Raw genomic sequence first — 24,649 nt, forward strand, 5'->3', positions numbered from 1 at the left:
TATTGTTCGATAAATATATATATTGAAGGGACTTTCCCCCATGATGTAAATCAGTTATACGTATATTTAGTGTGTGAAACTCTTAGAGAAAAATGAGGTACTAAAGATTTTAACGGAAGTTATTTCGGAGGGGATCCTCATTGTTGATGATCAGCAGAACATTGTGGCCAGTAATGCTGTGGCCGACCGCATGTTCGGTTATTTGGATGGAGAGTTGGGCGGAAAGCCCTTGGAAATTTTGATTCCCAAAAATATAAGGGGCCAACATAGGGGCGATGCAGGGGGCTTCATACAAAAAGGACGTAGAAGAAAGATGGGGCAAGGCTTAGACCTTGTAGGCCTTCAGAAGGATGGTGGAGAGTTTCCCCTTGAGATCAGTCTCAATCCATTTACACTGTTGCAAAGGAGGTATGTAATGGCCATTATCGTGGACATTTCAGAGCGGAAAAAATCAGAGCAGACCATAGACCATTGGTTCGAGGTCTTTAACGAATCCCTCAACGAAATCTATATTTTTGATGTGGAATCCTTTGTGTTCATCAATGTAAACCGAGGGGCACAGCTTAATTTGGGGTATACCATGGAAGAGTTGAACCAGATGTCCGTTCTCGACATCAAAACCGACCTCTCCCAAGAAAGCTTTCAAAAATTAATATCACCACTGGTCGATAAAACCAGGGAAAAGGTTGATTTTGAGACCATACACCGAAGAAAGGACGGCTCCGCATATCCCGTTGAAGTGCACTTGCAATTGTCTTCAATAGGCAAAAAACAAGTATTTCTTGCCATTGTGTTGGACATAACGGAACGGAAAAATTATACCCAGCATTTGGAGAATACGGTAGAGGAACGCACCGAACAGCTCAGGGAAGCGCTGAAAGCGGAGAAACAGTTGAATGAACTCAAAACAAAGTTCCTGTCCTTGGTCTCGCACGAATTTAAAACGCCCTTGTCCAGTATTTTGACCTCCAACTCTTTGCTCTCAAAATATACCAAGACCGATCAACAGGAAAAACGGGACAAACACATCAATACCATTAAGGAAAAGGTAAAATATTTGGACAACATCCTTACCGATTTCCTGTCCATAGAGCGTCTGGATACGGGCAAGGTAAAATACAATATCAGCACTTTTCCTTTGAGCAAGATCATCAATGAAGTGATCTATAATTCCAACACACTTTTAAAGGAGGGCCAGCGAATCCAATATCCGAAGGATATTGACGGCATAACCGTGTCCTTTGAGGAAAAGATCATGGAATTGTCCCTGTCCAATTTGTTGCACAACGCCATAAAATATTCCCACGAGGATACCAACATAGAGCTTCGGGTCACGGAGAACAATGATAGCCTCCACATAGACATTATAGATGAGGGGCTTGGCATCCCAGAGGAAGACCAACCCTTTATTTTTGACCGTTATTATAGGGCAAGCAATGTGCTCACCAGCCAAGGAACGGGAATTGGACTTAATATTGTAAAACAGCATATGTTAAATCTTGGAGCGGACATCAGTTTTAAAAGTAAACCTGGTGCAGGCTCAACATTTACGTTGACCATACCTAAAAACAAAAGTGAAGATGAAAAAAATTCTACTGGTTGAGGATGATACCTCTTTACGGGAAAATATAGAGGAACTCTTAGATCTATCGGGATTTCAGGTATTTTCTACCCCTAATGGCAAAATGGCCCATGAAATTGCCAAAAGGGAAACCCCGGATATTGTTCTGTGCGATATTATGATGCCAGAGGTCGATGGTTACGAGGTGCTTGAACAATTTTCTTCCTTTGATGCCACCAGGCACATCCCCTTCATTTTTGTTTCGGCAAAGACAGAGCGCAATGACGTAAGAAAGGGTATGGATCTTGGCGCCGATGACTATTTGACCAAACCTTTTGAAGAAGCGGAGCTTTTAAACGCCATACACACTCGTTTGGAGAAAGCAACACAGCTTGAGAGTATTTTTTCAAAGCGAAATGAGCAAGACAAACAACACGACATACGATCATTGAACGAATTGAAGAATTTTTTTGATGACCATGGGCAACAGTTTTCCTTTAAGAAAGATGAGACCATCTATACAATGGGGGAACACTCCAACATGGTGTACCTTATTTTAAAAGGAGTGGCCAAGTGCTGTGGCTTGGATGAAGAGGGCAAGGAACTCATCACTTCTGTGTATTCTGAAGACGATTTTTTGGGATTTACCTCCCTGACGGAAAATCTTCCGTATCGCGAATATGCCATTGCCATTGAAGATGTGGAACTTGCGGGAATCTCCAAGACCCATGTAAAGTCAATACTTGAAGAAAACCAAAGTGTTTCCTTGGAATTGCTCAATGTTATGGCCGAAGATTTGGCACACATAAAAAAGCAATTGTTGCAAATGGCCTATAGTTCTGTCCGAAAAAAAACGGCCCAGACCCTGTTACTGTATTCCCAAACAATGAACAAGGGCAAGGAAGGTCCCTTAAGAATAGCAAGAAGCGATTTGGCAGGCGTAGCGGGCATTGCAACGGAAAGCTTGATCAGAACCTTGTCCGATTTCAAGAATGAAGGCCTAATCGCCATTGAAAACCGAAATATTAGGGTCTTGGACAAAGAGGCCCTCAGCCAAGTCCACTAGCCGTAAATGATATTTATCATTCCATCTTTTTTGGGGAATGATAAACTTGCACCGTCATTTAGTGGAATATGAAAAACATTTTGATCCCCACCGATTTTTCAGAAAACTCTAAGAGAGCTTTGCGGTATGCCCAAATATTGTTCAGTTCTGTGGAGTGCAACTTCTATGTGCTGTATGTTGGCACCCTTTTGGATACACAAACGGATTCTGTCAAAACTTCAAAAAAAACGGGCAAGGACATCTCCACTGGGAACACCAAGGAAAAGTTGGTGGATTTGGTGGAAGAATGTAAAAGGCACAGCACGGAGGCAAACCATTATTTCTATGCCCTGCACGAGTATGGATTTTTCATCCAGAGCATTAAAAAGAATTTGGAGGAACATCAAATAGACCTAATTGTAATGGGGACCAACGGTGCTTCAGGAATTAAGGAAAAAGTGGTGGGGAGCAATGCTGGGGACGTCATCACAAAAGTGCAGTGCAATACGTTGGTAATCCCTGAAAAGGTCATTTTTTCCAGACCCAAGGAGATAGCTTTCCCTACGGATTTCAATATTTTCTACTCACACGGAATTATAAGTTCCATGGCAGAAATGTTGCAATTGGGCCCGGGCAAGCTTAGGGTAATGAATGTCATAAAAAATGGGGACGAACTCAATATGGACCAAAAAAAGAACAGGGAATACCTGTTTGATTATTTGGAAGAGACATTTCCAAACCGGTACAGTTTTCATACCATTACCAATAAAAACGTAAAATCCGCCATTCAATGTTTTGTGGAGAGCAGGGATATTGAAATGATCATAATGGTGGCCAAAAACCTGAATTTTATTCAGCAGATCTTGTTTGACTCCATTGTGGAAAAAATCAGTTTTCATACCAAAATCCCATTTTATGTGATCCACGAATAGGAGTTGCCACCGAAGTAGTGACCAATATCATTTTTTACCGATTTGTGCACTGCTATCTTTGGAAAAAGAGGTCAACATGAGAACAATACTCATTCCCACAGATTTTTCAAAGAATGCACTGCATGCATTGAAGTATGCCCAGGAACTCTACAAATGTGAGCGCGCTTGCTTTTTTGTTCTGCACACGTATATGGATGAGGTTTACGGTGCCTACAAAACGGCTTCCGTAGAAGATATGGAAGCGCAAAAAGAAGCAAAGAAAAAGGAATCGGAGAAAAAACTGGACAACTTGCTACAGTCCGTGATAGGGACACCCCCAAACCCATTGCACAATTTTGAGACAATCGCTTCCTTTGATAGCCTTGTGGACGGCATCAACGATTTTGTCAATGAGATGAACATTGACTTGGTCATTATGGGAACAAAAGGGGAGACCAGTGACCATAAAACCACCTTTGGCAGCTATACCATAGAGGTTTTTAAGTATGTAAAATGCCCCGTGTTGGCCATTCCGGAGGACTTTGAATACAAACAGCCCAAGGCCATTCTTTTTCCAACAGATTACATGTTGCCCTATAAGCGCAGGGAGTTAAAACTCTTGGGCGATTTGGCGGGGAAGTTCAAATCTGAGGTGCATTGCCTGTATTTTACAGATTTTGATGAACTGAGCTCCAGACAGGAAGACAACAAGCGATTTCTTCAGGATTCTCTTTCAAAGGCTTACCTCTCCTTTGGGACCTCATCGGTAAAAAACAAAGCCGATGCCATTATGGAATACATAGAAAAACGGGAAGTGGGCATGTTGGTCATGGTAAATTCCAGGCACTCCTTTTTTGAGGATATGCTCTACCGTTCCACTGTTGATTTGCTTGGACTTAAAGTGAAAATTCCATTTTTGGTCATGCAAAATCTCAATCGATAAACCTTATATGCCATAAAAAGATGAAAAAGATATTGTTGCCCACCGATTTTTCCAAGAACGCTTGGAATGCCATTGATTATGCGCTCAACTTTTTTAAAAATGAAAAGTGCACTTTTTATCTGTTGAATGCCTACACGCCATCCTTTTATAGGGTAGATTATATGTTTGGCGGGCCGGCACAAAGTGCCATACCGGACATTGGCATCGATCTTTCCCTCGAGGGGCTGGAACATGTCATGAAGCGCATCAAAAAAGAACACAAAAACCCCAACCATCAATTCAAGGCCTTGTCCGCTTTCAATACATTGACAGATGAAGTACAGGAAGTCTGTGAGGATAAAAAAATAGATATGGTGGTCATGGGAACCCAAGGGGCTTCCGGGGCCAAAGAGTTTTTCCTTGGTTCAAATACCGTTCATGTCATTAGAAAAGCCACAGTGCCCGTCTTGACGGTCCCTACAAAATATGCTTTCAAGGAAATAAAAAAAGTGCTTTTACCCACTGGATATTGGTCCAAGTACAAATCAAATGAAATAAAACCTTTGATAGATCTTGTTAAAACATTTGGAGCCGACCTGCATGTGGCACATGTTGTGGAAGAACATGATTTGACGAGCGTACAGATGGAAAATAAAAAGCATTTGGAGCAATTACTGGAAGGAATCCCAACGGTTTTTAAAGATATTACAGATGAATATATGCCCAATGGCCTGCACACCTATATTGAAAAGAACGCTATAGGGCTCATTGCCATGATGAACCGTAAACATTCATTTTTGGAGCGGCTTGTGCTCAAACAAAATGTAGATGCTGTGGGATACCATAGTGCGGTGCCCTTTTTGGTGCTGCCCGACACGGCTGACATATCAAAAAACCGGAAATGATGAAAAATATACTCTTGCCCACCGATTTTTCCAAGAACGCTTGGAATGCCATTTTCATGGCCGTAAAACTTTACGCCGATATGGAATGCAAATTTTATGTGTTGCACACCTTCGAGCCCAAAAAAGAAAACATTGCTGGGTTTAAAAGCAGCACCCGGGCCGGAGTGGTATACCAATCCTTGGCTGAAGCATCGGAAGGGCAGCTTGGGGAGATTATGGAATATTTAGAGAAAAACCACAAGAATCCAAAGCATAGCTTTGGGAAGTTGTCCATTTCGGGAGGGCTGGTGGAAACCATCCGGGACCTCGTGCCAAAGTACGACATTGACACCATTGTCATGGGAACCAAAGGTGCAACCGGGGCCAAATCGGTCTTTATGGGCAGTAATGCGGTAAACGTCTTAAAAGGCATTAAGAACTGTGTTACGGTGGTAGTTCCCGAATCTTATGATTTCCAAAAACTGGAATCGTTGGTCTTTCCTACGGAGTATGTCCATTTTTTTCCAAAAAATGTACTTCAACCGCTATTGAAATTGATCACATTGTGGAATTCCAAAGTCAAAGTGTTCCATGTGGCACAGACCTTTGGCTTATCGGAGACACAAAAATCGAACAAGGAAATCTTGAAAAAGCGGTTTGCAGGTCATCCAACCTCCTTCCATAAGGTGGTCATAAAAACCACTGTGGCAGAGGCCATACGGCAATTTGCGGAAGAAGAAAGGACCGACATGATCGTACTGACCAACTATTCCCATGATTTTTTTGATAAATTGACACAGGAACCTGTGGTAAAAAAAGTAACTTTTAGAACCGAAATCCCTTTGATGGTCCTACCAGATTTTCAGGGATAGCATAGAAACAACAAAGACATGAAACGAATTGTACTGCCCACCGATTTTTCCAAAAATGCATGGAATGCCATTAACTATGCGCTATCCATCTTCAAAGGTGTGGAGTGCGAGTTCTTCATTGTGAACGCCTACCAAGTGGGTTCCTCTGGCCTGGCCACCAAAAGGGGAAGGGCCAATGATACCCGTTTGTTCCGGTTGATGAAAGAACAATCAGAGCGGGAGCTCAAAAGGCTTATGGAAAAAATCAAGGAAATTGGTGACAACCCCAAACACAGTTTTACCACATTTTCCATTGCGGACAACCTTGTTAATGCCATTGGAAAGACCGTCTACAATAAGGAAGTCGATTATATAGTGATGGGGACCAAAGGGGCGTCTGGACTTAAAGAAGTTTTTATGGGCAGCAATACCTATAAAATCATCAATGAAATAGATTTTTGCCCCATTATTGCCGTTCCCGATGAGTATACAATCAAGGATTCCATCAATACCATTGTGTTGGCAACCGGGTATGAGCATCTTTTTGAAACCTACGAGCTACATCCTCTTTTGAAGCTTGCAAAACTTTTTGACGCTGAAATATGGGTAACCCACGCTGGAAACCCAAATGAATTGACTCCCCAACAGCTTGCATCGAAAAAAGTCATGGAAAAGAAGCTGAAAAGCGTAAAGCATAAATTTGTTGAAGTGGAAAAAGGGAGTTCAATACACAGTGCCATTCAAAAAACTGTTGAAGAGAACAAGGATGTGGACATGGTGGCCATGATAAACTACGGCCATGGATTTTTTGAAAAGCTTACCCATGAGGCCGTTATCAAGAAAGTTTCCTTCAATACCCAAGTGCCGTTTTTGGTGATGCACCTGTTTGAGTAAACGGAGATTCGGAATTGGTTTACATAAAGGATTTTACTACTTGGACAATCTCGGATTTTTGCAGTACACCAGATTGCCGCCATAGTTGTTGCCCTTTTTTGAAGAGCAGCATGGTGGGAACACCCCGCACTTGGTATTTGTTGGCCAAGGGTTGGTTTTTGTCCACATCAATCTTTACAATTTTCACCGAATTTCCCAATTCTTCCTTCACTTCTTTGAGGATGGGCGCCAACATTTTGCACGGTCCGCACCATTCTGCGGAAAAATCGATCAGCACCAATTGGTCAGCGTCTATCAGGTCATTAAAATTTCCTTTCATCAGTACAACAATTTATGGATGCAATTTATGAGATCCGATTTTTTCGGGAATTGATGAAAATCATGGTATAAGACTTGGGTCAGATGTAGTTTTGTTAAAATTAGTATGTCATGATGAGGATTGTATTGCCCACGGATTTTTCAGAGAATGCATTCAATGCCATTGCATATGCAGCCAAATTAGTAAAGGATACTACCTGTATTTTTTATCTCTTGCATGCCTACACGCCACCTATTTATCGGGTGGATTATACTTTGGGCAGTCCTGGCCAACTTGGGCTCCCTGATGACCATAGATACAGTGCCGAGGTCGCTTTGGAAAAAACCAAGAAAAGAATCAAAGCCAAGTTTGACAATCCCAGGCATGAATTTGTGACCCATGCGGCCTTCAATACTTTGGAAGATGAGATCAAGACCATGGTAATCAAGGAGAACATAGATTTGATCATCATGGGAACCCAAGGTGCAACCGGGGCCAGAGAAATATTGTTTGGATCCAACACCGTTCATGTCCTTAAAAAAGCCATTGTTCCCGTTTTGGCCGTCCCATCCAATTTTGACTTCACCCCACCTAAAAGAATAGTGTTCCCCACAGATTATGAAGTGGATTATGCGCATACGGACCTGGATTTCTTGTTGCACTTGTCAAAATTATGGGGTGCCAAACTGCATGTAATGCATGTTTCCACTCCTGATGGACTCACGCCACTACAAAAAACAAACAAGGCAAATCTCCAGAAAATGATGCACCAACACGCCCATGAGATCCATGATCTTCCAGACCAAGAACTCGTAGAGGCCATAAATACCTTCCAAGAAGAAGTCCCTGTTGATATGTTGGCCATGGTAAAAAACAAACACTCCTTTTTGGAGCGTCTTTTTGTGGAGCCCATAATCAAAAATATTGGGTTGCATAGCAAAGTTCCCTTTTTGGTGCTTTCGTATAACCCCTAAAAACCTTGCATTATGTTACAGATAGTAGTGCCCACCGATTTTTCCAATAACTCGTACAATGCGCTGTTTTATGCTGCCCAACTTCTAAAAGATAAGAAATGTACTTTTCATGTGGTGAATGTTTGCGGCAATGAAGGCGAATCAAAAATTGAGGAAGCCAAAATTGAATCTGCCCAAGGTCTAGATGCCATTTGCCATAGGTTGGTAAGGGATGTTGGCAAAAATAAAGAGCACCAACTCAAAAAAGTTTCGCTATGTGCAGATGTTAACAAAGGCATTTCCAATTATGTGGAAGAACAAAAGGCCGACCTCATGGTCATCGGGAACAAGGCCAAAGAGGAGGTAAAGCACATTTTGTTCGGTACAAACGCCATGCAATTGGTACGGGAGGTCACTATCTGTCCCATTCTTATTGTTCCCTTGGAGATAGATTTTAGGAACGTGGAAAAAATTGGATTTATCTCCAATTACGCCAACCCCATTTCAGAAGAGAACATCCGCGCCCTGCAATTTTTTCAAACAGTGACGGACAGTGCTCTGGTGCCGATGAGCATTGATGATGGTAAAGGCGAAAAAAGGGTCTTGGAGCACAAGAAAAGTTTTTTTTCGGCTCTTTCAGAAAAGATGTCCAAAGAGGTGGTACTGCCCGTTTTTGGGGATAAGACAAAGACCATTATGGAGTTTGTGGATTTATGGAACATAGATTTGCTCTGCATGGTGTATTATCCGCATCATTTTTTCTTGGAGTTTATTGGGAATGGAATAATTAAGGAACTGAACACCAAATTAACCGTCCCATTTTTGATTTTGTCCCATCAGGCAAATTGACTTAAATCATGGCACAGGATGACAGCTTAGTGTAGCTTTAATGAAAAACCAAGTGGTCATGGACAAAAGAGTGTTGTTGCCTACGGATTATTCTAAAAATGCATTGAATGCCATTAGATATGCATTAGATCTCTACAAAGATATTCAGTGTGATTTTTATATTTTGAATGCGTTTCATGTTTCGGGCTATACTTTGGACAGTATGATGGTTCCTGAACCGGGAGAGCGTTTCTACGATTTGGCCAAAAAAGAATCTGAGGAAGGGATGGAGCGGCTCATGGAAATGATTAAACTCCACCCAGAAAACCCAAAACATCGATTCCATACCATTTGCACGTTCAACAGTTTGGTGGAAGCCATTAAGAACGTGATTGCAAAAAAGGATATTGATCTCATCGTTATGGGAACCAAAGGTTTGACCGAATCGAAGGCACGGATTTTTGGCACCAACACGGTATCGGTAATGGAAGCTATAAAAAAATGCCCTGTCATTGCCGTTCCCAGTGATTATTTATATGCTCCGCCCAAAGAAATTGTTTTTCCAACGGATTACAAAACAGACTTTAAGAAGACCGAGATGGCCCAATTGGTGGAGATCGCAAAATTGCACGACTCAAAAATCAATGTGGTGCATATTGATAAGAACAAGGACGGAAAGTTGAACAAGCAGGAAGAAACCAATAAACGGTTATTGCAAGATATTTTGGATGGTACCGATTATGAGATCCATTTTTTGTCGGCCGTTAAAATCAGCAAGGGCATCAACCTTTTTATTGAAAGCAAGGATTGCGATATGGTTGCATTTATGAACAGAAAACATTTGTTTTTTGGCAGCATACTTTCCAATCCGTTGGTAAAGGAAATTGGGTATGAGCCCACAATACCCATTTTAGAACTGAATGATAATTGAAAAATAGGAAAGAATGAAACAGGTAGGAATTTGGATGGATAAACTGGAGGCCAAGGGAGTGGTCTTTGAGGATGGGAAGGAAAGTGGTTTTCACATTCCTTCGGAAATGGACTTTTTTAACCCCAGGGGCGGTGCACGCTCCAAAACCAAATGGGGGCCCCAGGATGTGGTCCAAGACAGTAAATATTTGGAAACGGAAAAACACCAGATGAAACGCTATTTTCAAAAGATCGTGGATGCGGTCCAAGATGTAGATCAACTGGCACTTTATGGTCCTGCGGAGGCTTCGGAAAAATTTGTAAAGGAACTTAGGGAGAACCATCCCCAATTGGCCGATAAGGTAAAAATCAAGGAGAAGGCTGATAGTATGACCGACAACCAATTCAAGGCCATGGCCAAGCGCTTTTTTAAAATTGATGATCAGTTGTGATGGATCTCTGATCAACCTACCAAATTGATTTATATCATTTCACAGGAACCAACCAAACCTTACTTTCATGTTCAACTTCAAATCAATGAAGGATTGGGTCATGGTTGTACAGAACAAAATAGAAAATCTTCACAATGAGCTGCAAAAATGGAAATCGCATTTGCAGTTCATAGAGGGTGAAATGTCCTTCATACAAAAGTTGTTGAACTCTTATGTCTTTGAACCCAGGACCCCCAATTTGTTTGAGCGGTTGGAACAATTCAAACAAGAATTTCTGGAATCAAAAAAAGAAAAGGAGCTGCTTAAAAAGCAGATTCGCCGTCACGAGAGCCATTTAGGAGGCATTTTTGAGTGCACCTCGGAGATTTGTGATGTCAGCTACTACGAAAAGCACAATAAATTACAGAATAGGATCCTGAACTATTTGGATGATTACCTGAACCTCAAAAACAAGGTGTACAGCTACGCAGGGTCTGTATTGAAAAGAAGGAAGCCCGTGGATTGATGTTTGCCATACCACGGTGAATGTTTTTAAACTAAAGTTCATTAATCTTAAAACCTAATTATTATGTCACTTGTAAAATTTAATGGAAAACGATTTCCATGGAACGAAAGCTTGGTCGATTTTTTTAATCGCGATGCATTTATTGACGATGATTTCTTCAATTTGGAAAAATCCCACCCCTCAATGAATGTAAAGGAGCATGATGATGATTTTGAAATTGAGATTGCGGCCCCAGGGTTCGATAAAAAAGATTTTCAGGTCACCATGAAGGATGACGTCTTGGAAGTTTCCGCCAAAAAAAGCAAAGAGGAAACCAAAAAAGATGAGGAATACACCCGAAGGGAGTTCAACTACAGTGCGTTTACCAGAAGTATGCAATTGCCCAATTCGGTGGACCGTTCAAAAGATGTAAAGGCAACCTATAAAAATGGCATTCTAAAGCTGAACCTTCATAAAATGGAGGAAGCCAAGAAAAACCAAAAAAAGGTCATTGAGGTTGTTTAAGTGAGAACACGCGGCAAATGGATTTCCATTTGCCGCAACAATGCCAAAAGCTATGAAACCAAAAAACAAAAAAGGAACGTTCAGGGAGTGGTTCAGTGCAGCGGAACTGCACGAAGAATCCAGAAAATGGTGCTCCGAACTGAAATTTGCCAAGGACGAGCAAAAGTTCTTGAACAGTATGGTCAAGGATTATACCTTGGACATATTGGATGCTGATATGTTCAACACCGTGCAACCCGTGGTTGAGTCGTTGAAAAAGTTGGAATCCGATCTGGTCCATATCTTCAAAAAAGTCCAATTGCATGAGAACCAACTGGAGATCATGGTCGATGAGGTGGACCAAAACAAGATGGAGAATGCCTATTTGGACACCCATTCAGAATTGGCCAAGGAAATGGAGGCCTACTTTATACAATACCGTGAGGCCAAAACCAAGATTTTTGATGTAGTCTCCAAGGCCATCAAAAGAAAAAAGCAAAAAAAACTTCTCAATTAGGATGTTGGGAATCCCATTTGTTTTATTTTAATGGATGCAGTAGAATCATTTTGAACTCTGCCCAAGCCCATTTATTATACTAATACGCCAACGATGAAAGTACTAGTTTACAGTGCCAAAGATTTTGAGATTGACAATATAAAAAAGGTGAATGGAAACAAGCACAAAATCACCTTTGTGCCGGATAAATTGGATTCCAATACGGCAGTTATGGCCGCCGGATATGAGGCCATTTCCATTTTCTCCAATGATGATGCCTCTTTGGTGGTGCTCGAGATTTTGAAGGACCTGGGGGTGAAGTACATCACTTTAAGGGCAACAGGCTACAACAATGTCAGCATTAAATCTGCAAAACGTATAGGTCTTAGAGTGGCTTATGCACCGGAATATTCCCCACATGCCATTGCTGAGCATACCATAGCACTACTTTTGGCGTTGAACCGAAAATTGATTCAGGCCCATGAACAGGTACATCAATACAACTTTCTGTTGGATAATCTGGTGGGTTTTGATTTAAACGGAAAAACTGTGGGCGTGTTCGGAACTGGCCGGATAGGGTCCATTGTGGTGAGAATCCTCCATGCATTTGGATGCAAGGTATTGGCCAATGATGTTCAAAAGAACCAATATTTGGAGAACCACTACGGTTTGGAGTACGTAACCCTGGAAGAGCTTTGCAAAAGATCCGATATTGTCAGCATCAATGCTCCGCTTACTTACGATACCCATCACATTTTTAGGGCATCATTGTTCAAACTAATGAAGAAGGATGCGATTCTCATCAATACCGCTAGGGGAGCCATTGTAAAGACCAAAGATGTTATAAACGCACTCAAAAAAGGCAATTTGGCAGGCTATGCCACAGATGTATATGAGGCGGAAGAAGGCATTTTTTTCAAGGACAACAGCAGAACGGGGATTAAGGACGAGCAGCTTTTGGAACTCCTTTCGTTGCCCAATGTATTGCTGACCCCGCACCAAGCTTTTGCCACCAATGAAGCCCTGGACCGGATTGCTGAGACCACCATCTACAACATTGACTGCTGGCAAGAGGGGAGGGGCTGCAAAAACGAGTTGGGTTATGAAACCTTTGTCTCATAAAAGGGGGCTCAACAATTTGGCAAAGCCTTCAATCAACTTTTTAAACCAATGCCTTTGTTTGTGTTTTTCATAATCCGATAGAATGACGGATTTTTCGCAATCCTTCAAAAAATCGGATTTCATTTGTTGGCAAAGGGTTTCGTTGTAAACAAAAACCTGGGCCTCATAATTTTGTTGCAGGCTTCTATTGTCCAAGTTTGCAGTTCCAATGCTGGCTATCTCATCATCGCACAGCATCACCTTGCTATGCAAAAAACCATCAGCGTATAAGTAAATTTTGATGCCGGCCTTTAGGTAGGACTCAAAATAAGCCCTAACACACCAATCCACCAGTTTGCTATCTGTTGTGGTAGACATGAGAATCCGAACATCCACCCCGCTCAATGCTGTGGTCATTAGGGCCTGTAAAATGGCATGGTTGGGTATAATGTATGGGTTTACGATGTATAGATACCTTTCTGCACTATTTATGATGGAAAAATAAGCCTGCTCCATCACATCAAAATCATCATCCGGGCCACTTGGAACTATTTGCAACGAATACCCTTTTTCTGGAGTGGGGAATGTTTTAAAAGTTGAGGTATCCACATTTTTCTCACTGGCAAGGAACCAATCTTTAATGAAGGTTTTGTTCAAGAAATCAACAGCCTCGCCTTCAATTTTTAAATGGGTATCATGCCATTTTCCTAGGGCAGTGTCTCCCCTTAAATACTTGTCAGATATATTGATCCCCCCGGTGAATCCAACTTTATTGTCAATAACAATGATCTTTCTATGGTTCCTGTAATTTAGGGAACTAATAAACCTGCCAAACTTAAAGGGAAGGAACTGAGCTGTTTCCACACCTATTTCCTTAAGCTTTTTCAGATATTTTTTGCTAAGGGAGTAACTGCCAATACCATCGTACAAAAGTCGAATGGTAACATTTTCGGCTATCTTCTTTTCAAATAGTTGAAGCAGTTTATCGGCCAATTCCCCGTCCTCAAAAATGTAATATTGTAGATGAATGTATTCTTTGGCCTCCTCCAATGCCTCAAATATGCTCTCAAAGGTGTTTTTCCCGTCTTTCAGCAATTCCAGATCATTATGGCAGGTAACCGGACACCATGAGGTATTGTTGATCAGTTGGGTGATTTTGAGTTTGTTTACTGAAACCTCGGGTGCACAATGGATGGTGTTGTTGGTATTTTCTTGATCAAACCGGTTTTTTAGAGCGAACATCTTGTTCTTTCTCCTATTTCGCCCGAATAGGACGTAAAGAAGAACACCACCAACCGGAATTGTGAAAATGGCCAAAAGCCATGCCAAGGTTTTACTTGGCCTGACCCCATTGAACAATAAGCTTACAACCATTGTCAATGCAATAAGCACATAAAGGACTAGAAGAACAGGTATCAGCATTTGATTCATAAAACAAATATAAACCACTTACGGTACGCATAAATTGAGCCGTGTCAGTATTTCAGATACGTTACTGTTTATACGTGTATTTGTTGGGTTCAATATGGATGAGTACATGACCAAGGTTGGGAATTTCCTTTCGTAGGTAATCTTTAAGCTCATGGGCGATCCAATGGCCTTTTTCCACTGAAATCTTGCCGTCCACAATGGCATGAAGATCCACATGGTATTTCATCCCCGATTTTCGGACAAAGCATTTTTCGGTTCCCAAAATACCATTCACTTGGGCAGATTTCTTTCTTATTTCCAAAATCAAGTCATCGTATTGGTGTTCATCCATGATCTCGCCAAGAGCGGGACGAAATATCAAATAACTATTGTAAAGGATAAAGGTCGATGCCAAAAGGGCGGCCCAGTCATCCGCTGTTTCATAGCCCTCGCCAAATAGGAGCGCAATGGAAATCCCCAAAAATGCCATTACGGAGGTTATCGCATCGCTCCTATGGTGCCAAGCATCTGCCCGCAACGAGGAACTTTGGGTCTGTTTGCTTTTTTTGATGACCACTTGAAATGAAATTTCCTTCCAAAGGATGATGCCTCCCAAAACAATCAACGTCCAAGGTTCTGGAACTTTGTGCGGGGTTTGAATGTGTTGAATGCTTTCGTAGGCAATGATGGTTGCCGAAGTCACCAAAAAGGCCACTACAATAAATGTGACCAGGGGTTCAATTTTTCCATGCCCGTATGGATGGTTCTCATCTGGCGGTTTTTCGGCATATTTGAAGCCCAACAAGACCAAAAAGGACGAAAAAATATCGGTAGTGGATTCTATGGCGTCAGCAATTAGCGCATAGGAATTCCCGAAAAATCCCGCCAAACCTTTTATCAAGGCCAAGCCCACATTGCCAAGTATGCTAAAATAAGTGGTTCGTATGGCGGTTTTTTCGTTGCTCACTCTTTTTGATTACATGTTGCTAAGGTCGTGATTACAGAATAAAAAAGCACCCAAAAAAAATCCCCAGCTTTTTGAATCATAAAAAAGCTGGGGATTCAACCAAGTAAAAGTCAGTTGGTCAATTTTCGGTCAAAGTTGCTTGTGCAGCGGCGACCCGTGCAATGGGCACCCTAAAGGGTGAGCAGCTCACATAGTTCATTCCCACTTTCTGGCAAAAGCCTACTGAGCTAGGTTCCCCGCCATGTTCCCCACAGATTCCAACTTTAAGGTTGGATCGTGTTTCACGACCTCGTTTGGTGCCTAATTCCACTAATTGGCCCACACCTTCTTGGTCCAAAACTTCAAAAGGGTCTGCTTTCAGGATACCTTTTTCAAGATAGGTGGGCATGAATTTCCCTGAGTCATCCCTGGAATATCCAAATGTCATTTGGGTAAGGTCGTTGGTTCCAAAAGAGAAGAAGTCCGCATTTTCTGCAATTTTATCAGCTATCAAAGCAGCCCTTGGGGTTTCTATCATGGTGCCCACGGAATATTCCACCGTATCCTTACGTTTTTTGAATACCTCTTGGGCAGTTGCATCAATAATTGCTTTTTGTTGCACAAACTCTTCAACGGTACCTACCAATGGAACCATAATTTCAGGTTTTACATGGATACCATCTTTTTTTACACTAAGTGCAGCTTCCAAAATGGCCTGGGTCTGCATTTCGGTGATTTCAGGATAGGTGTTCCCCAATCTGCATCCACGGTGTCCCATCATGGGGTTGAACTCTTCCAGTTCGGCCACTTTACTTTTTACAGCGGCCAAAGAAATATGCAACTCTTCGGCCAACTCTTTTTGGGTCGCCAACTGATGGGGTACAAATTCATGCAATGGTGGATCGAGCAATCGTATGGTCACGGGATAGCCTTCCATGGCCCTAAAAATTCCTTCAAAATCGTCTCGTTGCATAGGGAGCAGTTCTTTTAAGGCTTGTTTACGGCCTTTTACGGTATCGGCCAGAATCATTTCCCGCATGGCTTTAATGCGGTCCACCTCAAAGAACATATGTTCGGTACGGGTCAAACCAATGCCTTTCGCACCAAAATTTCGTGCGATCAGAGCATCTTTTGGGGTATCGGCATTTGTTCTTACCTCCATGGTGGCGTAGTTATCGGATAGTTCCATCAACTCGGCAAATTCCCCGCTCAATTCTGGTTCCTTGGTGCCGACTTTTCCTTCCAAAATATTACCTGTTGAGCCATTGATTGAAATCCAATCCCCTTCGTGGTACTCATGGCCATTAACTTTAAGGGTTCGGGTTTTATAGTTGATTTTTAACGCACCTGCCCCGGAAACACAGCATTTGCCCATACCTCTGGCCACAACCGCAGCATGGGATGTCATTCCCCCTCTTGCAGTTACAATACCTTTGGCCACGTTCATGCCCTCTACATCTTCCGGAGAGGTTTCTACACGGACCAAAATGCTGTTCTTGAATTTGTTGGCCTCATCGGCAAAGAAAACAATCTGGCCGGTAGCTGCTCCAGGGGATGCGGGCAAACCTTGAGCAATTACTTCGGCTTCCTCCAAAGCTTTAGGGTCAAAAACGGGATGTAAAAGTTCGTTTAGTTTGTTGGGCTCTATGCGCATTAGGGCTTTTTTTTCATCTATCAGCCCTTCTTTGAGCAAGTCCATGGCGATTTTCACCATGGCGGCACCGGTACGCTTGCCATTACGGGTCTGCAAAATCCAGAGTTTACCTTGTTGAATGGTAAATTCCATGTCCTGCATATCCTGATAATGGGTTTCCAGTTTATTTTGGTATTCAAACAGTTCCTTATAAATGTCAGGCATCAACTCTTCCAGGGAAGGGTAGTTTTCCTTACGTTCTTCCTCGTCTACTTGGGCAAGTTTGGCCCAACGTTGCGAGCCCATCAATGTAATTTGTTGCGGTGTGCGAACTCCGGAAACAACATCCTCGCCCTGTGCATTGATGAGGTATTCGCCGTTGAACACATTTTCTCCCGTACCTGCATCTCTTGTAAAACATACTCCGGTTCCGGAATCTTCACCCATGTTGCCAAAGACCATGGCCTGCACGTTCACTGCAGTGCCCCAATCTTCGGGATAACCGTGCATTTTTCTGTAGTAAAGGGCACGGTCGCCGTTCCAGCTATTGAATACCGCGGTAATGGCACCCCAAAGCTGGTCCCATGGATTGTTGGGAAAGGGTTTTCCTGTTCTTTTTTTAACGATTTCCTTAAAATCATACACCAAATCTTGAAGGTCCTGAACGGTAAATTGGGTGTCGTGCTCAATTCGTCTTTTATCCTTTAAATGATCGATGATTTCTTCAAAGGGATCAAGGTCGTCCTTGGACTCGGGTTTGAGCCCCATTACAACGCTACTGTACATTTGAATGAAACGGCGGTAGGAATCCCAGGCAAAGCGTTCGTTCCTTGTCATTTTAATGACACCTTTAATGGATTCATCGTTCAGACCCAGGTTGAGGACGGTATCCATCATCCCCGGCATGGAGACCCTTGCCCCGGAACGTACCGAAATCAATAGTGGGTTTTCATCATCGCCAAAAATGGCCCCCATGGTTTCTTCGATACGGGTTATGGCCGCCCGAACCTCGGGTTCAATACGGTTTATTACGGCTTCCTTGCCTTCTTCGTTGTATTGTGTACAAACTTCTGTGGTAATTGTAAAGCCGGGGGGCACAGGGATTCCAATTCGGCTCATCTCGGCCAAGTTGGCCCCTTTGCCACCGAGCAGTTCCTTCATATCACGACCGCCATCAGCCTTTTTATTGCCAAAGGAGTATACGCTGAGTTGGTTTGCTGTAAGTGTTTCCATCTTTTTTATCTATTAAGAGATTGATAAATGCTAAAATCGATATGTAAAAGTAGCAGCTATCCCATCCTCAGAACATGATAAAAATCAGGGTTTTACATATGGGTCTTCCAGAGGGGCATGTTCAGGGGTTTATTGTGCGGGCAAACCTTGCATTTATGGTATTGTATTGTTTTTTTGTCCGCCATGATGAAAAATGTCTTGATTTAAACGGTTGTAAATCAAACGAATAAAAAAATTACATGACATTGGTCAGTAATAATCAGTGATTTAGGAAAACACTGACATTTATCATCTTTTAGAATGATTCGGTGTCTGAACTTTGTCACAAATTAAAACATCGACATTATGCAATCACACATTAAAAATGGTCAGTTTTCACTACGAGCAGTTATCCTTGTGATAGCCTTGAGCTTACTTTCCATATCAATTTCTGCACAGCACTATACGTTGAACAACAGCGAAAGTGAGGTCACCGTGACCGGTACTTCCACACTACATGATTGGGAGGAAATCGCAGAGCAAAAATCAGGTTCAATTGCGTTGGACAATGGAGGTGAGCTTCCAAAAATCAGCACATTAAAGTTTGCCGTGGAGGCTGAGAGCCTAAAGAGCGGAAAGGGAGCCATGGACAAGAACACCTACAAAGCACTAGATACCAAAAAGTACAACCAAATTGTATTTGAAATGAAAAATGTGAAGAGTGTTTCGCCCGTAACCTCTGCATCCAACAAGTATAAGGTTGTGGCTACGGGCAACCTTACCATTTCGGGCACCACCAATACCGTAGACTTGCCCTTTAACCTAATTATTAATGGAGACAAAGTATTGCTGGAAGGAAAAAAACCTTTAAAAATGACAGATTACAACATTGAACCTCCCAAGGCCCTTTTGGGCACCATTACCACTGGTGATGAGATAGAAGTTCATTATAACACCGTTTGGAAATAATTTAATCTTAATACTCAACTAAATAAATCTAGAACAATGAAAAATTTTGCGAAATACGGATTATTGGCTGCTACTTTCATAGTAGGCCTATCGGGATATTCCCAAAACCGACAACTTGACAATTTCCGGTCACCGGACAAAAACGGAGTCAATGCTTTTGAAGCTCCCAAAGATACCGTCTCAACGTTTGATGGGGTAAAAGTAAGGGTAGGCGGATCATCAACGCTACAGTTCCAGGCGTTGGATCATGAGAACTCAGGAGCCGTAGAGCTTATTCCCATTGGGGATAACTTTAACTTGGCAACGGCAAACTTAGACTTGGATGTGGCCTTGGCCAAAGGTGTGAGAATGCACTTGAGAACCTACTTGTCTTCCCGTCACCACCCAGAGCCTTATGTAAAAGGGGGCTATTTTCAAGTGGACAATTTGGATTTCATCAGCCCCGGTTTGTTGGAAGAAGCCATGAAGTACTTGACCATTAAGGTCGGTCACATGGAAAACAACTACGGTGATGCGCACTTTAGAAGAAGTGATAACTCCCAAGCCATGCACAATCCATTTGTGGGCAACTTGATCATGGATGCCTTTACCACAGAGGTTGGGGGTGAAGTTTACTTCAGAAAAGATGGATTCATCGGTATGTTTGGGCTTTCCAATGGAAAATTGAACCAAGCAGTGGACAATCCAGAGACCACAGGGGCATCAATATTGGCCAAGTTGGGCTATGATGGCCAAGTGAACGAAGACTTGAGACTGAGACTAACAGGTTCTGTATATAGCACAAACAAATCCGCTAGGACCTATCTTTATAGTGCAGACCGTGCAGGATCAAGATACTATTTGGTGATGGAAGATGTTGACGCTTCAGCAACCAGTAATTTTAGATCGGGCAGATACAACCCAGGCTTTAACAATGAGATTACTGCCTTTATGATCAATCCATTTGTAAAATGGAAAGGATTGGAGTTCTTTGGAACCTTTGAGACTGCTTCCGGTAAGACCGATGCTGAAACCGATGATAGAAACGCTACGCAATTGGCAGGTGAGTTGATCTACAGATTCGGAAACAGTGAGAACTTTTATTTGGGTACGCGTTACAACACCGTAAATTCAGATGATCCATCCGGTTCGGAAATAACAATTGATAGGTTCCAATTGGGAGGTGGTATATTCTTGACCAAGAACATTTTGGCCAAAATAGAATATGTAAACCAGCAATACGATGGATACGATACCACAAGTATCTTCCATGACGGTGAATTTAAAGGAGTTTTATTGGAAGCTGTGATCAGTTTCTAAACTCCCATGTTAGTTGATCAGACCTAGGACAGCAGTGTCCTAGGTCTTAAACATAAAAATTGTATATTTAAGTATCATGTTGGCCTCAATACCACATATCACCAAAACAGCGCTATTAGGATTACTTGTTATATCCTGGTTCAGTTTTAACGACCCTGAAAGAGAAACAAAAGTAAGGGTTGCTCCAGAGAGTGAAGTGGTGATTTCCGGCACAACGAACGTCAATCAGTTTACCTGCAAATACAATCTGCAAGAATTGGAAATGCCCATCCGTTTGATCTATGACGAAAAATCTGAGCAGATTCAGTTTAAAAATGCCGAATTAAAGTTGGTCAACGATTGTTTTGATTGTGGGGGAAAAGCCATCAACAAAGACTTTCAGGAGTTGCTAAAGACCGAAAGGCACCCGCAGGTGGAACTAAAGCTTCTTTATGTTGACCCTCCCTCACCAAATCAAAGTAAGGTAGACGTAGGGGTCGAGATCAAAATAGCTGGGGTTTCCCGTAAGTATCAATCCGTACTCTATTGTGAGCAAACCAGTAATATCTGTGTCAATGGCACCTTGGAGTTGAAACTCAGTGATTTTGAGTTGGAACCTCCCAAGAAGATGCTGGGGATGATCAAGGTGGACGATGAAATCAGGGTCCATTTAACCTTACAGATGAGCGAGATTTAATTTTTATCACTTGATGCATTTAAAATCCGTTGCGATGCCCTGATCCAATGGATTTTTTATTTTTGGGCAGTTGTCAAAACCAATATTCAGTATCTTGTCCCCACACTGGAAACTGAAATTAACTACAAACAACAACTATGACCAGGATTTTATCAATGAAAGGAATTCTCACCTCTTTTTTAGTACTTATGTCAATCACAATTAACGCACAGGATAAATTTGGTGGACTCGCACTCTACACCGTAAGGGATAATATGGGCGAGGATGCCAAGGCAACTTTAAAGAAAGTGGTCGATGCAGGCTATGCCTACATTGAAACTGCCGATTATAAGGAAGGCAAGTTTTACGGTATGGAGCCGCAAGAGTTTAAATCGTACTTGGAAACTTTGGGTCTACAACCCATAAGTGCCCATATGGGGGGAGTAACTTTGAAAAATGCAGATCAACAAATTGCGGATGCCAAAGCCGTTGGATTTGAATATTTTACCATACCGGTTCCTCCTATGGGCATGTTTACGTTTAATGCAGAGAACCGAACCATGGGTATGAAGGGTTCTTTGGAGGATCTTGCGGAAATTTTAACAACATTGGGCAAAAAGTGTGAAGCCGCTGGTCTGAAACTCTTGTACCACAACCACGATTTTGAATTCAAAAACAATGAAAGCGGTGTGAAACCCATTGATTATTTGTTGGAAAACACAGACCCAAAATATGTAAACTTCCAAATGGATTTATACTGGGTGACCAAGGCAGAAGCCGACCCAGTTGCTTACTTTGAGAAGTATCCGGGAAGATTTAAGTCGTGGCACGTTAAGGATATGGATGATGAAGGTAAGTTTGCACCCGTTGGGGAAGGCCATATCGATTTTAAAAGAATCCTACAGGAAAAGGAAACCTCTGGAATGGTAAAATATTTTGTGGAGCAGGATATGACGTGGGACAAAAAACCATTGGAAGTTATTGAGATAAGTCACGAGGGCATTAAAGAAATAGGGTTTGACTAGCTAAATTCCTGACAAAGAGGAGCATGTTTTAAAAAGGGTAAGAAATAAAAAAAATATTTTTTACAACCATTGACATTAGTATCTTTGCACCCGCAAACTTGGGTCGCGTAGCTCAGCTGGATAGAGCATCTGCCTTCTAAGCAGACGGTCGAAGGTTCGAATCCTTCCGCGATCACTACCCGAAACCCCCAGTATTTATGGGGGTTTTTCATTTTACACACTTTTTTTGTTAGACAATTATAGGATGAAATTCCGTCTAAATAGGTAACTTAACGGAACTATTTCCGACCTATTTCCGACCCATTATGAATCTGTCAATTACTGTCAACAAAAGAAAATCAAAGAAAACAAAGAAAGGTTATCCCATAATTGTCTATGCATCGCAGAATTATCAAGACAAAGAATGGAGAACAGGATACTATACTGAACTTTCTGACTGGAATTCGCAACGCTCTGTACCAAAGGCAAAGCATCCCCAATACTATTTTCTACTTGATTACCTTAATGCATTAAAAGTAAGATTGAATGAAATCAGCTTAGAGTCCACTAAAAGACCTTTGTCCTTTGAAGAGGCAAAAACTTGGGTTTTTAATGAGAATCGGGATTCCTTCTATCATTCAGCAATTAAGTTATTCGAGGATGATTATAGAGGTACAGACTGGAGTGCCATAAGGAGATTTAATAAATTTTATCCATATTCGTCATTTACTAATGTTTCGCATGAGATAGCTATTGGATTTAGGGATGAATTATTAAAGCAAGGAAACAAACCATCTGGTGTTGACAGCTATATACGATCTTTAAAAGCTCTATGGAACAGATTGTCAAATAAACCAAACCCTTTTAAAGGCGTGGTAACAGAGATTCCGGACACTGTGAAAAGGGTAGCCTCTCACCAAGACTTATTAAAACTAATTCAATCAGAAATTCCTAACAATAGCGGATTCAGTGGTTTTTACCACTATAGAAACTATTGGTTGCTAATGTTTTATCTAGGCGGCATTGACCCAGAGGTATTGGCAAAACTCAGATATGATAAGCATCTAATTAATGGTCGGATAGTCTTTAATAGGGATAAGGGAAGATCCAAGACCGCTTGTAACAACCTAATAGCTGAACAAGCTTGGACCATTCTGGAGCAATACAAGAAACCAGACAGTCCGTATTTTGTACCAATACATCTTTCCTCGAATTATAAGACGTTCTCCGGCAATTTCTGCAGGAGGTTAAGGGAACTCAGCATGAAGTTGGACTTGAGCATTGAATTACGACCCAAATCCGCTAGGTACACTTTTATTGATCGTGCCCAACAATTGTTGATTGATGAAAGGGTCACAGCCCAGATTGTTGGGCACAAGAGAAGGACCACGACGAGCATTTACACAAACGATTTCCCCCTAAACTTTCAAGACGATGCACATTTGAAAATCATAACTGTTTAAAACTTTCTGAAAGATGGTTTAAGTTCTATCAAACGCCTAACGGTAAATCCTTAATTTATAATAAAATTTAATTATGAAGAATACCGTGGATAAACATCCTTTGGCCGTTAATTTCAAGAAATTGTTGAAGTACAACCTAAATCTATTTTCCATTGATGAAGTACTTTTTATTGAATGGTTGATTGTCAAACAAAAATGTTTTGGCGATGATTTCTTTTACTATCAAACCAAGAGGATCATTGATGAAATAGGAATCAAAAGGTCAAGACTGGAAACCATTAGGGCAAAGTTTCTGGATTATGGATTGATGATTGAAAGAAGGGGAGCCTTGAACATGACCCATTATTATGTCAACTACGATTTCATCAGTAATCTTGCCGGCGATATGATAAGGAGAATTTACCTCGAAGAATTTCTTTCGAAGGTCAGGACCTTGAATTTTAAGGATGCAAAATCCATATCCGAAGAAGAAAGGGAAATGACTCTTGCTTTGATAACACGAATGGACAGTGTTTACAATGAATGTAGGCGTGTATACAATAGTTTGAACCATGGTAGTGACTTAACGCTCAACGCCAACCTGGATTATAACAACAAATCTCTCTATCAAATGAATATGTTGAGATTAAGATATAACGTGGATACAATTCTGGAGACCTTTGGGTTTTATATCGACAATTTACTTGATGAAAAGGACTATACGCCTCACGCATTGAATAATTTCTCCAGCTATGATTCGCAGCTTGATGGATTTCCTGTGTTCAGCCATTACTGCAACAAGATTTTCAATGATAGGAGCCAATTGTTTTTAAGCAGTTGAAATCTACATTCTCTATGTTGATTTCTACAAACTGGATTGTATATTTCTACATGATAAGAGAATAATAATAAAGAAAAAAATTAAAAAGAATAATCTCGTACTCATAGAATTTATTTTTTTGTTTATTATAAAAAGGGGTATGGGG

At 41.5% G+C, this 24,649-nt stretch carries 25 protein-coding genes and 1 tRNA gene; 22 read left to right on the forward strand and 4 right to left on the reverse strand.

What is annotated here, in order from left to right:
- Positions 1-73 precede the first annotated feature (73 nt).
- The 7 genes from A7D14_RS08460 to A7D14_RS08490 all read left to right on the forward strand — a co-directional run bounded on the left by A7D14_RS08460 (position 74) and on the right by A7D14_RS08490 (position 7,068).
- Complete coding sequence (locus A7D14_RS08460; protein WP_067032771.1) at positions 74-1,603, forward strand: PAS domain-containing sensor histidine kinase; 1,530 nt, start codon at positions 74-76, stop codon at positions 1,601-1,603.
- Positions 1,581-2,627: a response regulator gene (locus tag A7D14_RS08465; protein WP_067032773.1), complete on the forward strand. Its 1,047-nt coding sequence runs from the start codon at positions 1,581-1,583 to the stop codon at positions 2,625-2,627. The genes A7D14_RS08460 and A7D14_RS08465 overlap by 23 nt, the downstream gene beginning before the upstream one ends.
- Before the next feature lie 68 nt (positions 2,628-2,695).
- A complete protein-coding gene (locus tag A7D14_RS08470) occupies positions 2,696-3,538 on the forward strand; it encodes a universal stress protein (RefSeq protein ID WP_067032775.1) in 843 nt (280 codons plus the stop codon).
- Between the two features lie 76 nt (positions 3,539-3,614).
- Positions 3,615-4,460, forward strand: coding sequence for a universal stress protein (locus tag A7D14_RS08475; RefSeq protein WP_067032834.1), 846 nt, complete (start codon positions 3,615-3,617; stop codon positions 4,458-4,460).
- Positions 4,461-4,480: 20 nt separating this feature from the next.
- Positions 4,481-5,344: a universal stress protein gene (locus A7D14_RS08480; RefSeq protein WP_067032777.1), complete on the forward strand. Its 864-nt coding sequence runs from the start codon at positions 4,481-4,483 to the stop codon at positions 5,342-5,344.
- A complete protein-coding gene (locus tag A7D14_RS08485) occupies positions 5,344-6,195 on the forward strand; it encodes a universal stress protein (protein ID WP_067032779.1) in 852 nt (283 codons plus the stop codon). Before A7D14_RS08480 ends, A7D14_RS08485 begins: the two co-directional genes overlap by 1 nt.
- An 18-nt stretch (positions 6,196-6,213) precedes the next feature.
- Positions 6,214-7,068, forward strand: coding sequence for a universal stress protein (locus A7D14_RS08490; RefSeq protein ID WP_067032782.1), 855 nt, complete (start codon positions 6,214-6,216; stop codon positions 7,066-7,068).
- Positions 7,069-7,087: 19 nt separating this feature from the next.
- Here A7D14_RS08490 and trxA read toward each other — a convergent pair whose 3' ends face one another.
- On the reverse strand, positions 7,088-7,387 hold the full coding sequence (gene trxA / locus A7D14_RS08495) for a thioredoxin (RefSeq protein WP_067032785.1): 300 nt from the start codon (positions 7,385-7,387) through the stop codon (positions 7,088-7,090).
- Positions 7,388-7,497: 110 nt separating this feature from the next.
- Between trxA and A7D14_RS08500 the strand changes: the two genes are divergently transcribed.
- The 8 genes from A7D14_RS08500 (at position 7,498) to A7D14_RS08535 (ending at position 13,114) form a co-directional block, all read left to right on the forward strand.
- Complete coding sequence (locus A7D14_RS08500) at positions 7,498-8,340, forward strand: universal stress protein (protein ID WP_067032788.1); 843 nt, start codon at positions 7,498-7,500, stop codon at positions 8,338-8,340.
- Between the two features lie 12 nt (positions 8,341-8,352).
- The gene (locus tag A7D14_RS08505) at positions 8,353-9,168 is read left to right on the forward strand and encodes a universal stress protein (protein WP_067032792.1); all 816 of its coding nucleotides are present in this window, start codon (positions 8,353-8,355) and stop codon (positions 9,166-9,168) included.
- Positions 9,169-9,226: 58 nt separating this feature from the next.
- Positions 9,227-10,078 carry a universal stress protein gene (locus tag A7D14_RS08510; RefSeq protein WP_067032836.1) on the forward strand — a complete coding sequence of 284 codons (852 nt, stop codon included), beginning with the start codon at positions 9,227-9,229 and terminating at the stop codon, positions 10,076-10,078.
- A 13-nt stretch (positions 10,079-10,091) separates the two neighbouring features.
- Positions 10,092-10,508, forward strand: coding sequence for a hypothetical protein (locus tag A7D14_RS08515; protein WP_067032795.1), 417 nt, complete (start codon positions 10,092-10,094; stop codon positions 10,506-10,508).
- A gap of 67 nt (positions 10,509-10,575) precedes the next feature.
- Complete coding sequence (locus tag A7D14_RS08520; RefSeq protein WP_083158031.1) at positions 10,576-11,013, forward strand: hypothetical protein; 438 nt, start codon at positions 10,576-10,578, stop codon at positions 11,011-11,013.
- A 63-nt stretch (positions 11,014-11,076) separates the two neighbouring features.
- A complete protein-coding gene (locus tag A7D14_RS08525; protein WP_067032798.1) occupies positions 11,077-11,517 on the forward strand; it encodes an Hsp20/alpha crystallin family protein in 441 nt (146 codons plus the stop codon).
- A gap of 52 nt (positions 11,518-11,569) precedes the next feature.
- The gene (locus A7D14_RS08530) at positions 11,570-12,013 is read left to right on the forward strand and encodes a hypothetical protein (protein WP_067032801.1); all 444 of its coding nucleotides are present in this window, start codon (positions 11,570-11,572) and stop codon (positions 12,011-12,013) included.
- A gap of 93 nt (positions 12,014-12,106) precedes the next feature.
- Entirely contained in the window at positions 12,107-13,114 is a 1,008-nt protein-coding gene (locus A7D14_RS08535; RefSeq protein ID WP_067032804.1) for a 2-hydroxyacid dehydrogenase, read from the forward strand.
- Here the strand turns inward: A7D14_RS08535 and cls are convergent.
- From cls to ppdK, 3 genes are all read right to left on the reverse strand, one after another.
- Positions 13,109-14,524, reverse strand: a complete 1,416-nt coding sequence (cls, locus tag A7D14_RS08540) for a cardiolipin synthase (RefSeq protein ID WP_083158032.1) — start codon at positions 14,522-14,524, stop codon at positions 13,109-13,111. The genes A7D14_RS08535 and cls overlap by 6 nt on opposite strands.
- Before the next feature lie 61 nt (positions 14,525-14,585).
- The gene (locus A7D14_RS08545; protein WP_067032807.1) at positions 14,586-15,470 is read right to left on the reverse strand and encodes a cation diffusion facilitator family transporter; all 885 of its coding nucleotides are present in this window, start codon (positions 15,468-15,470) and stop codon (positions 14,586-14,588) included.
- Positions 15,471-15,588: 118 nt separating this feature from the next.
- Positions 15,589-18,315, reverse strand: a complete 2,727-nt coding sequence (ppdK, locus tag A7D14_RS08550) for a pyruvate, phosphate dikinase (RefSeq protein WP_067032809.1) — start codon at positions 18,313-18,315, stop codon at positions 15,589-15,591.
- Positions 18,316-18,660: 345 nt separating this feature from the next.
- Here ppdK and A7D14_RS08555 point away from each other — a divergent pair, with 345 nt between their 5' ends.
- From A7D14_RS08555 to A7D14_RS08585, 7 genes are all read left to right on the forward strand, one after another.
- The gene (locus tag A7D14_RS08555; RefSeq protein WP_067032812.1) at positions 18,661-19,263 is read left to right on the forward strand and encodes a YceI family protein; all 603 of its coding nucleotides are present in this window, start codon (positions 18,661-18,663) and stop codon (positions 19,261-19,263) included.
- A gap of 36 nt (positions 19,264-19,299) precedes the next feature.
- Positions 19,300-20,562, forward strand: coding sequence for a hypothetical protein (locus A7D14_RS08560; RefSeq protein WP_067032814.1), 1,263 nt, complete (start codon positions 19,300-19,302; stop codon positions 20,560-20,562).
- Positions 20,563-20,638: 76 nt separating this feature from the next.
- Positions 20,639-21,238, forward strand: coding sequence for a YceI family protein (locus tag A7D14_RS08565; protein ID WP_067032817.1), 600 nt, complete (start codon positions 20,639-20,641; stop codon positions 21,236-21,238).
- A 188-nt stretch (positions 21,239-21,426) separates the two neighbouring features.
- A complete protein-coding gene (locus A7D14_RS08570) occupies positions 21,427-22,242 on the forward strand; it encodes a sugar phosphate isomerase/epimerase family protein (protein WP_255307420.1) in 816 nt (271 codons plus the stop codon).
- 101 nt (positions 22,243-22,343) lie between these two features.
- Positions 22,344-22,417: transfer RNA gene (locus A7D14_RS08575), tRNA-Arg, on the forward strand.
- Between the two features lie 130 nt (positions 22,418-22,547).
- A complete protein-coding gene (locus A7D14_RS08580) occupies positions 22,548-23,684 on the forward strand; it encodes a site-specific integrase (protein WP_067032823.1) in 1,137 nt (378 codons plus the stop codon).
- A gap of 73 nt (positions 23,685-23,757) precedes the next feature.
- Positions 23,758-24,504: a hypothetical protein gene (locus A7D14_RS08585; protein ID WP_067032825.1), complete on the forward strand. Its 747-nt coding sequence runs from the start codon at positions 23,758-23,760 to the stop codon at positions 24,502-24,504.
- Positions 24,505-24,649: the final 145 nt, after the last annotated feature.

The sequence above is a fragment of the Allomuricauda sp. CP2A genome (assembly GCF_001683915.1).
Taxonomy (GTDB): domain Bacteria; phylum Bacteroidota; class Bacteroidia; order Flavobacteriales; family Flavobacteriaceae; genus Flagellimonas.

What these genes read in the sequence shown, in the direction of transcription:
- A7D14_RS08465 (WP_067032773.1), top strand. Translation starts at nt 1,581, where the DNA reads ATGAAAAAAATTCTACTGGTTGAGGATGATACCTCTTTACGGGAAAAT.
- A7D14_RS08470 (WP_067032775.1), top strand. Translation starts at nt 2,696, where the DNA reads ATGAAAAACATTTTGATCCCCACCGATTTTTCAGAAAACTCTAAGAGA.
- A7D14_RS08475 (WP_067032834.1), top strand. Translation starts at nt 3,615, where the DNA reads ATGAGAACAATACTCATTCCCACAGATTTTTCAAAGAATGCACTGCAT.
- A7D14_RS08480 (WP_067032777.1), top strand. Translation starts at nt 4,481, where the DNA reads ATGAAAAAGATATTGTTGCCCACCGATTTTTCCAAGAACGCTTGGAAT.
- A7D14_RS08485 (WP_067032779.1), top strand. Translation starts at nt 5,344, where the DNA reads ATGAAAAATATACTCTTGCCCACCGATTTTTCCAAGAACGCTTGGAAT.
- A7D14_RS08490 (WP_067032782.1), top strand. Translation starts at nt 6,214, where the DNA reads ATGAAACGAATTGTACTGCCCACCGATTTTTCCAAAAATGCATGGAAT.
- trxA (WP_067032785.1), bottom strand. Translation starts at nt 7,387, where the DNA reads ATGAAAGGAAATTTTAATGACCTGATAGACGCTGACCAATTGGTGCTG.
- A7D14_RS08500 (WP_067032788.1), top strand. Translation starts at nt 7,498, where the DNA reads ATGATGAGGATTGTATTGCCCACGGATTTTTCAGAGAATGCATTCAAT.
- A7D14_RS08505 (WP_067032792.1), top strand. Translation starts at nt 8,353, where the DNA reads ATGTTACAGATAGTAGTGCCCACCGATTTTTCCAATAACTCGTACAAT.
- A7D14_RS08510 (WP_067032836.1), top strand. Translation starts at nt 9,227, where the DNA reads ATGGACAAAAGAGTGTTGTTGCCTACGGATTATTCTAAAAATGCATTG.
- A7D14_RS08515 (WP_067032795.1), top strand. Translation starts at nt 10,092, where the DNA reads ATGAAACAGGTAGGAATTTGGATGGATAAACTGGAGGCCAAGGGAGTG.
- A7D14_RS08520 (WP_083158031.1), top strand. Translation starts at nt 10,576, where the DNA reads ATGTTCAACTTCAAATCAATGAAGGATTGGGTCATGGTTGTACAGAAC.
- A7D14_RS08525 (WP_067032798.1), top strand. Translation starts at nt 11,077, where the DNA reads ATGTCACTTGTAAAATTTAATGGAAAACGATTTCCATGGAACGAAAGC.
- A7D14_RS08530 (WP_067032801.1), top strand. Translation starts at nt 11,570, where the DNA reads ATGAAACCAAAAAACAAAAAAGGAACGTTCAGGGAGTGGTTCAGTGCA.
- A7D14_RS08535 (WP_067032804.1), top strand. Translation starts at nt 12,107, where the DNA reads ATGAAAGTACTAGTTTACAGTGCCAAAGATTTTGAGATTGACAATATA.
- cls (WP_083158032.1), bottom strand. Translation starts at nt 14,524, where the DNA reads ATGAATCAAATGCTGATACCTGTTCTTCTAGTCCTTTATGTGCTTATT.
- ppdK (WP_067032809.1), bottom strand. Translation starts at nt 18,315, where the DNA reads ATGGAAACACTTACAGCAAACCAACTCAGCGTATACTCCTTTGGCAAT.
- A7D14_RS08555 (WP_067032812.1), top strand. Translation starts at nt 18,661, where the DNA reads ATGCAATCACACATTAAAAATGGTCAGTTTTCACTACGAGCAGTTATC.
- A7D14_RS08560 (WP_067032814.1), top strand. Translation starts at nt 19,300, where the DNA reads ATGAAAAATTTTGCGAAATACGGATTATTGGCTGCTACTTTCATAGTA.
- A7D14_RS08565 (WP_067032817.1), top strand. Translation starts at nt 20,639, where the DNA reads ATGTTGGCCTCAATACCACATATCACCAAAACAGCGCTATTAGGATTA.
- A7D14_RS08570 (WP_255307420.1), top strand. Translation starts at nt 21,427, where the DNA reads ATGTCAATCACAATTAACGCACAGGATAAATTTGGTGGACTCGCACTC.
- A7D14_RS08580 (WP_067032823.1), top strand. Translation starts at nt 22,548, where the DNA reads ATGAATCTGTCAATTACTGTCAACAAAAGAAAATCAAAGAAAACAAAG.
- A7D14_RS08585 (WP_067032825.1), top strand. Translation starts at nt 23,758, where the DNA reads ATGAAGAATACCGTGGATAAACATCCTTTGGCCGTTAATTTCAAGAAA.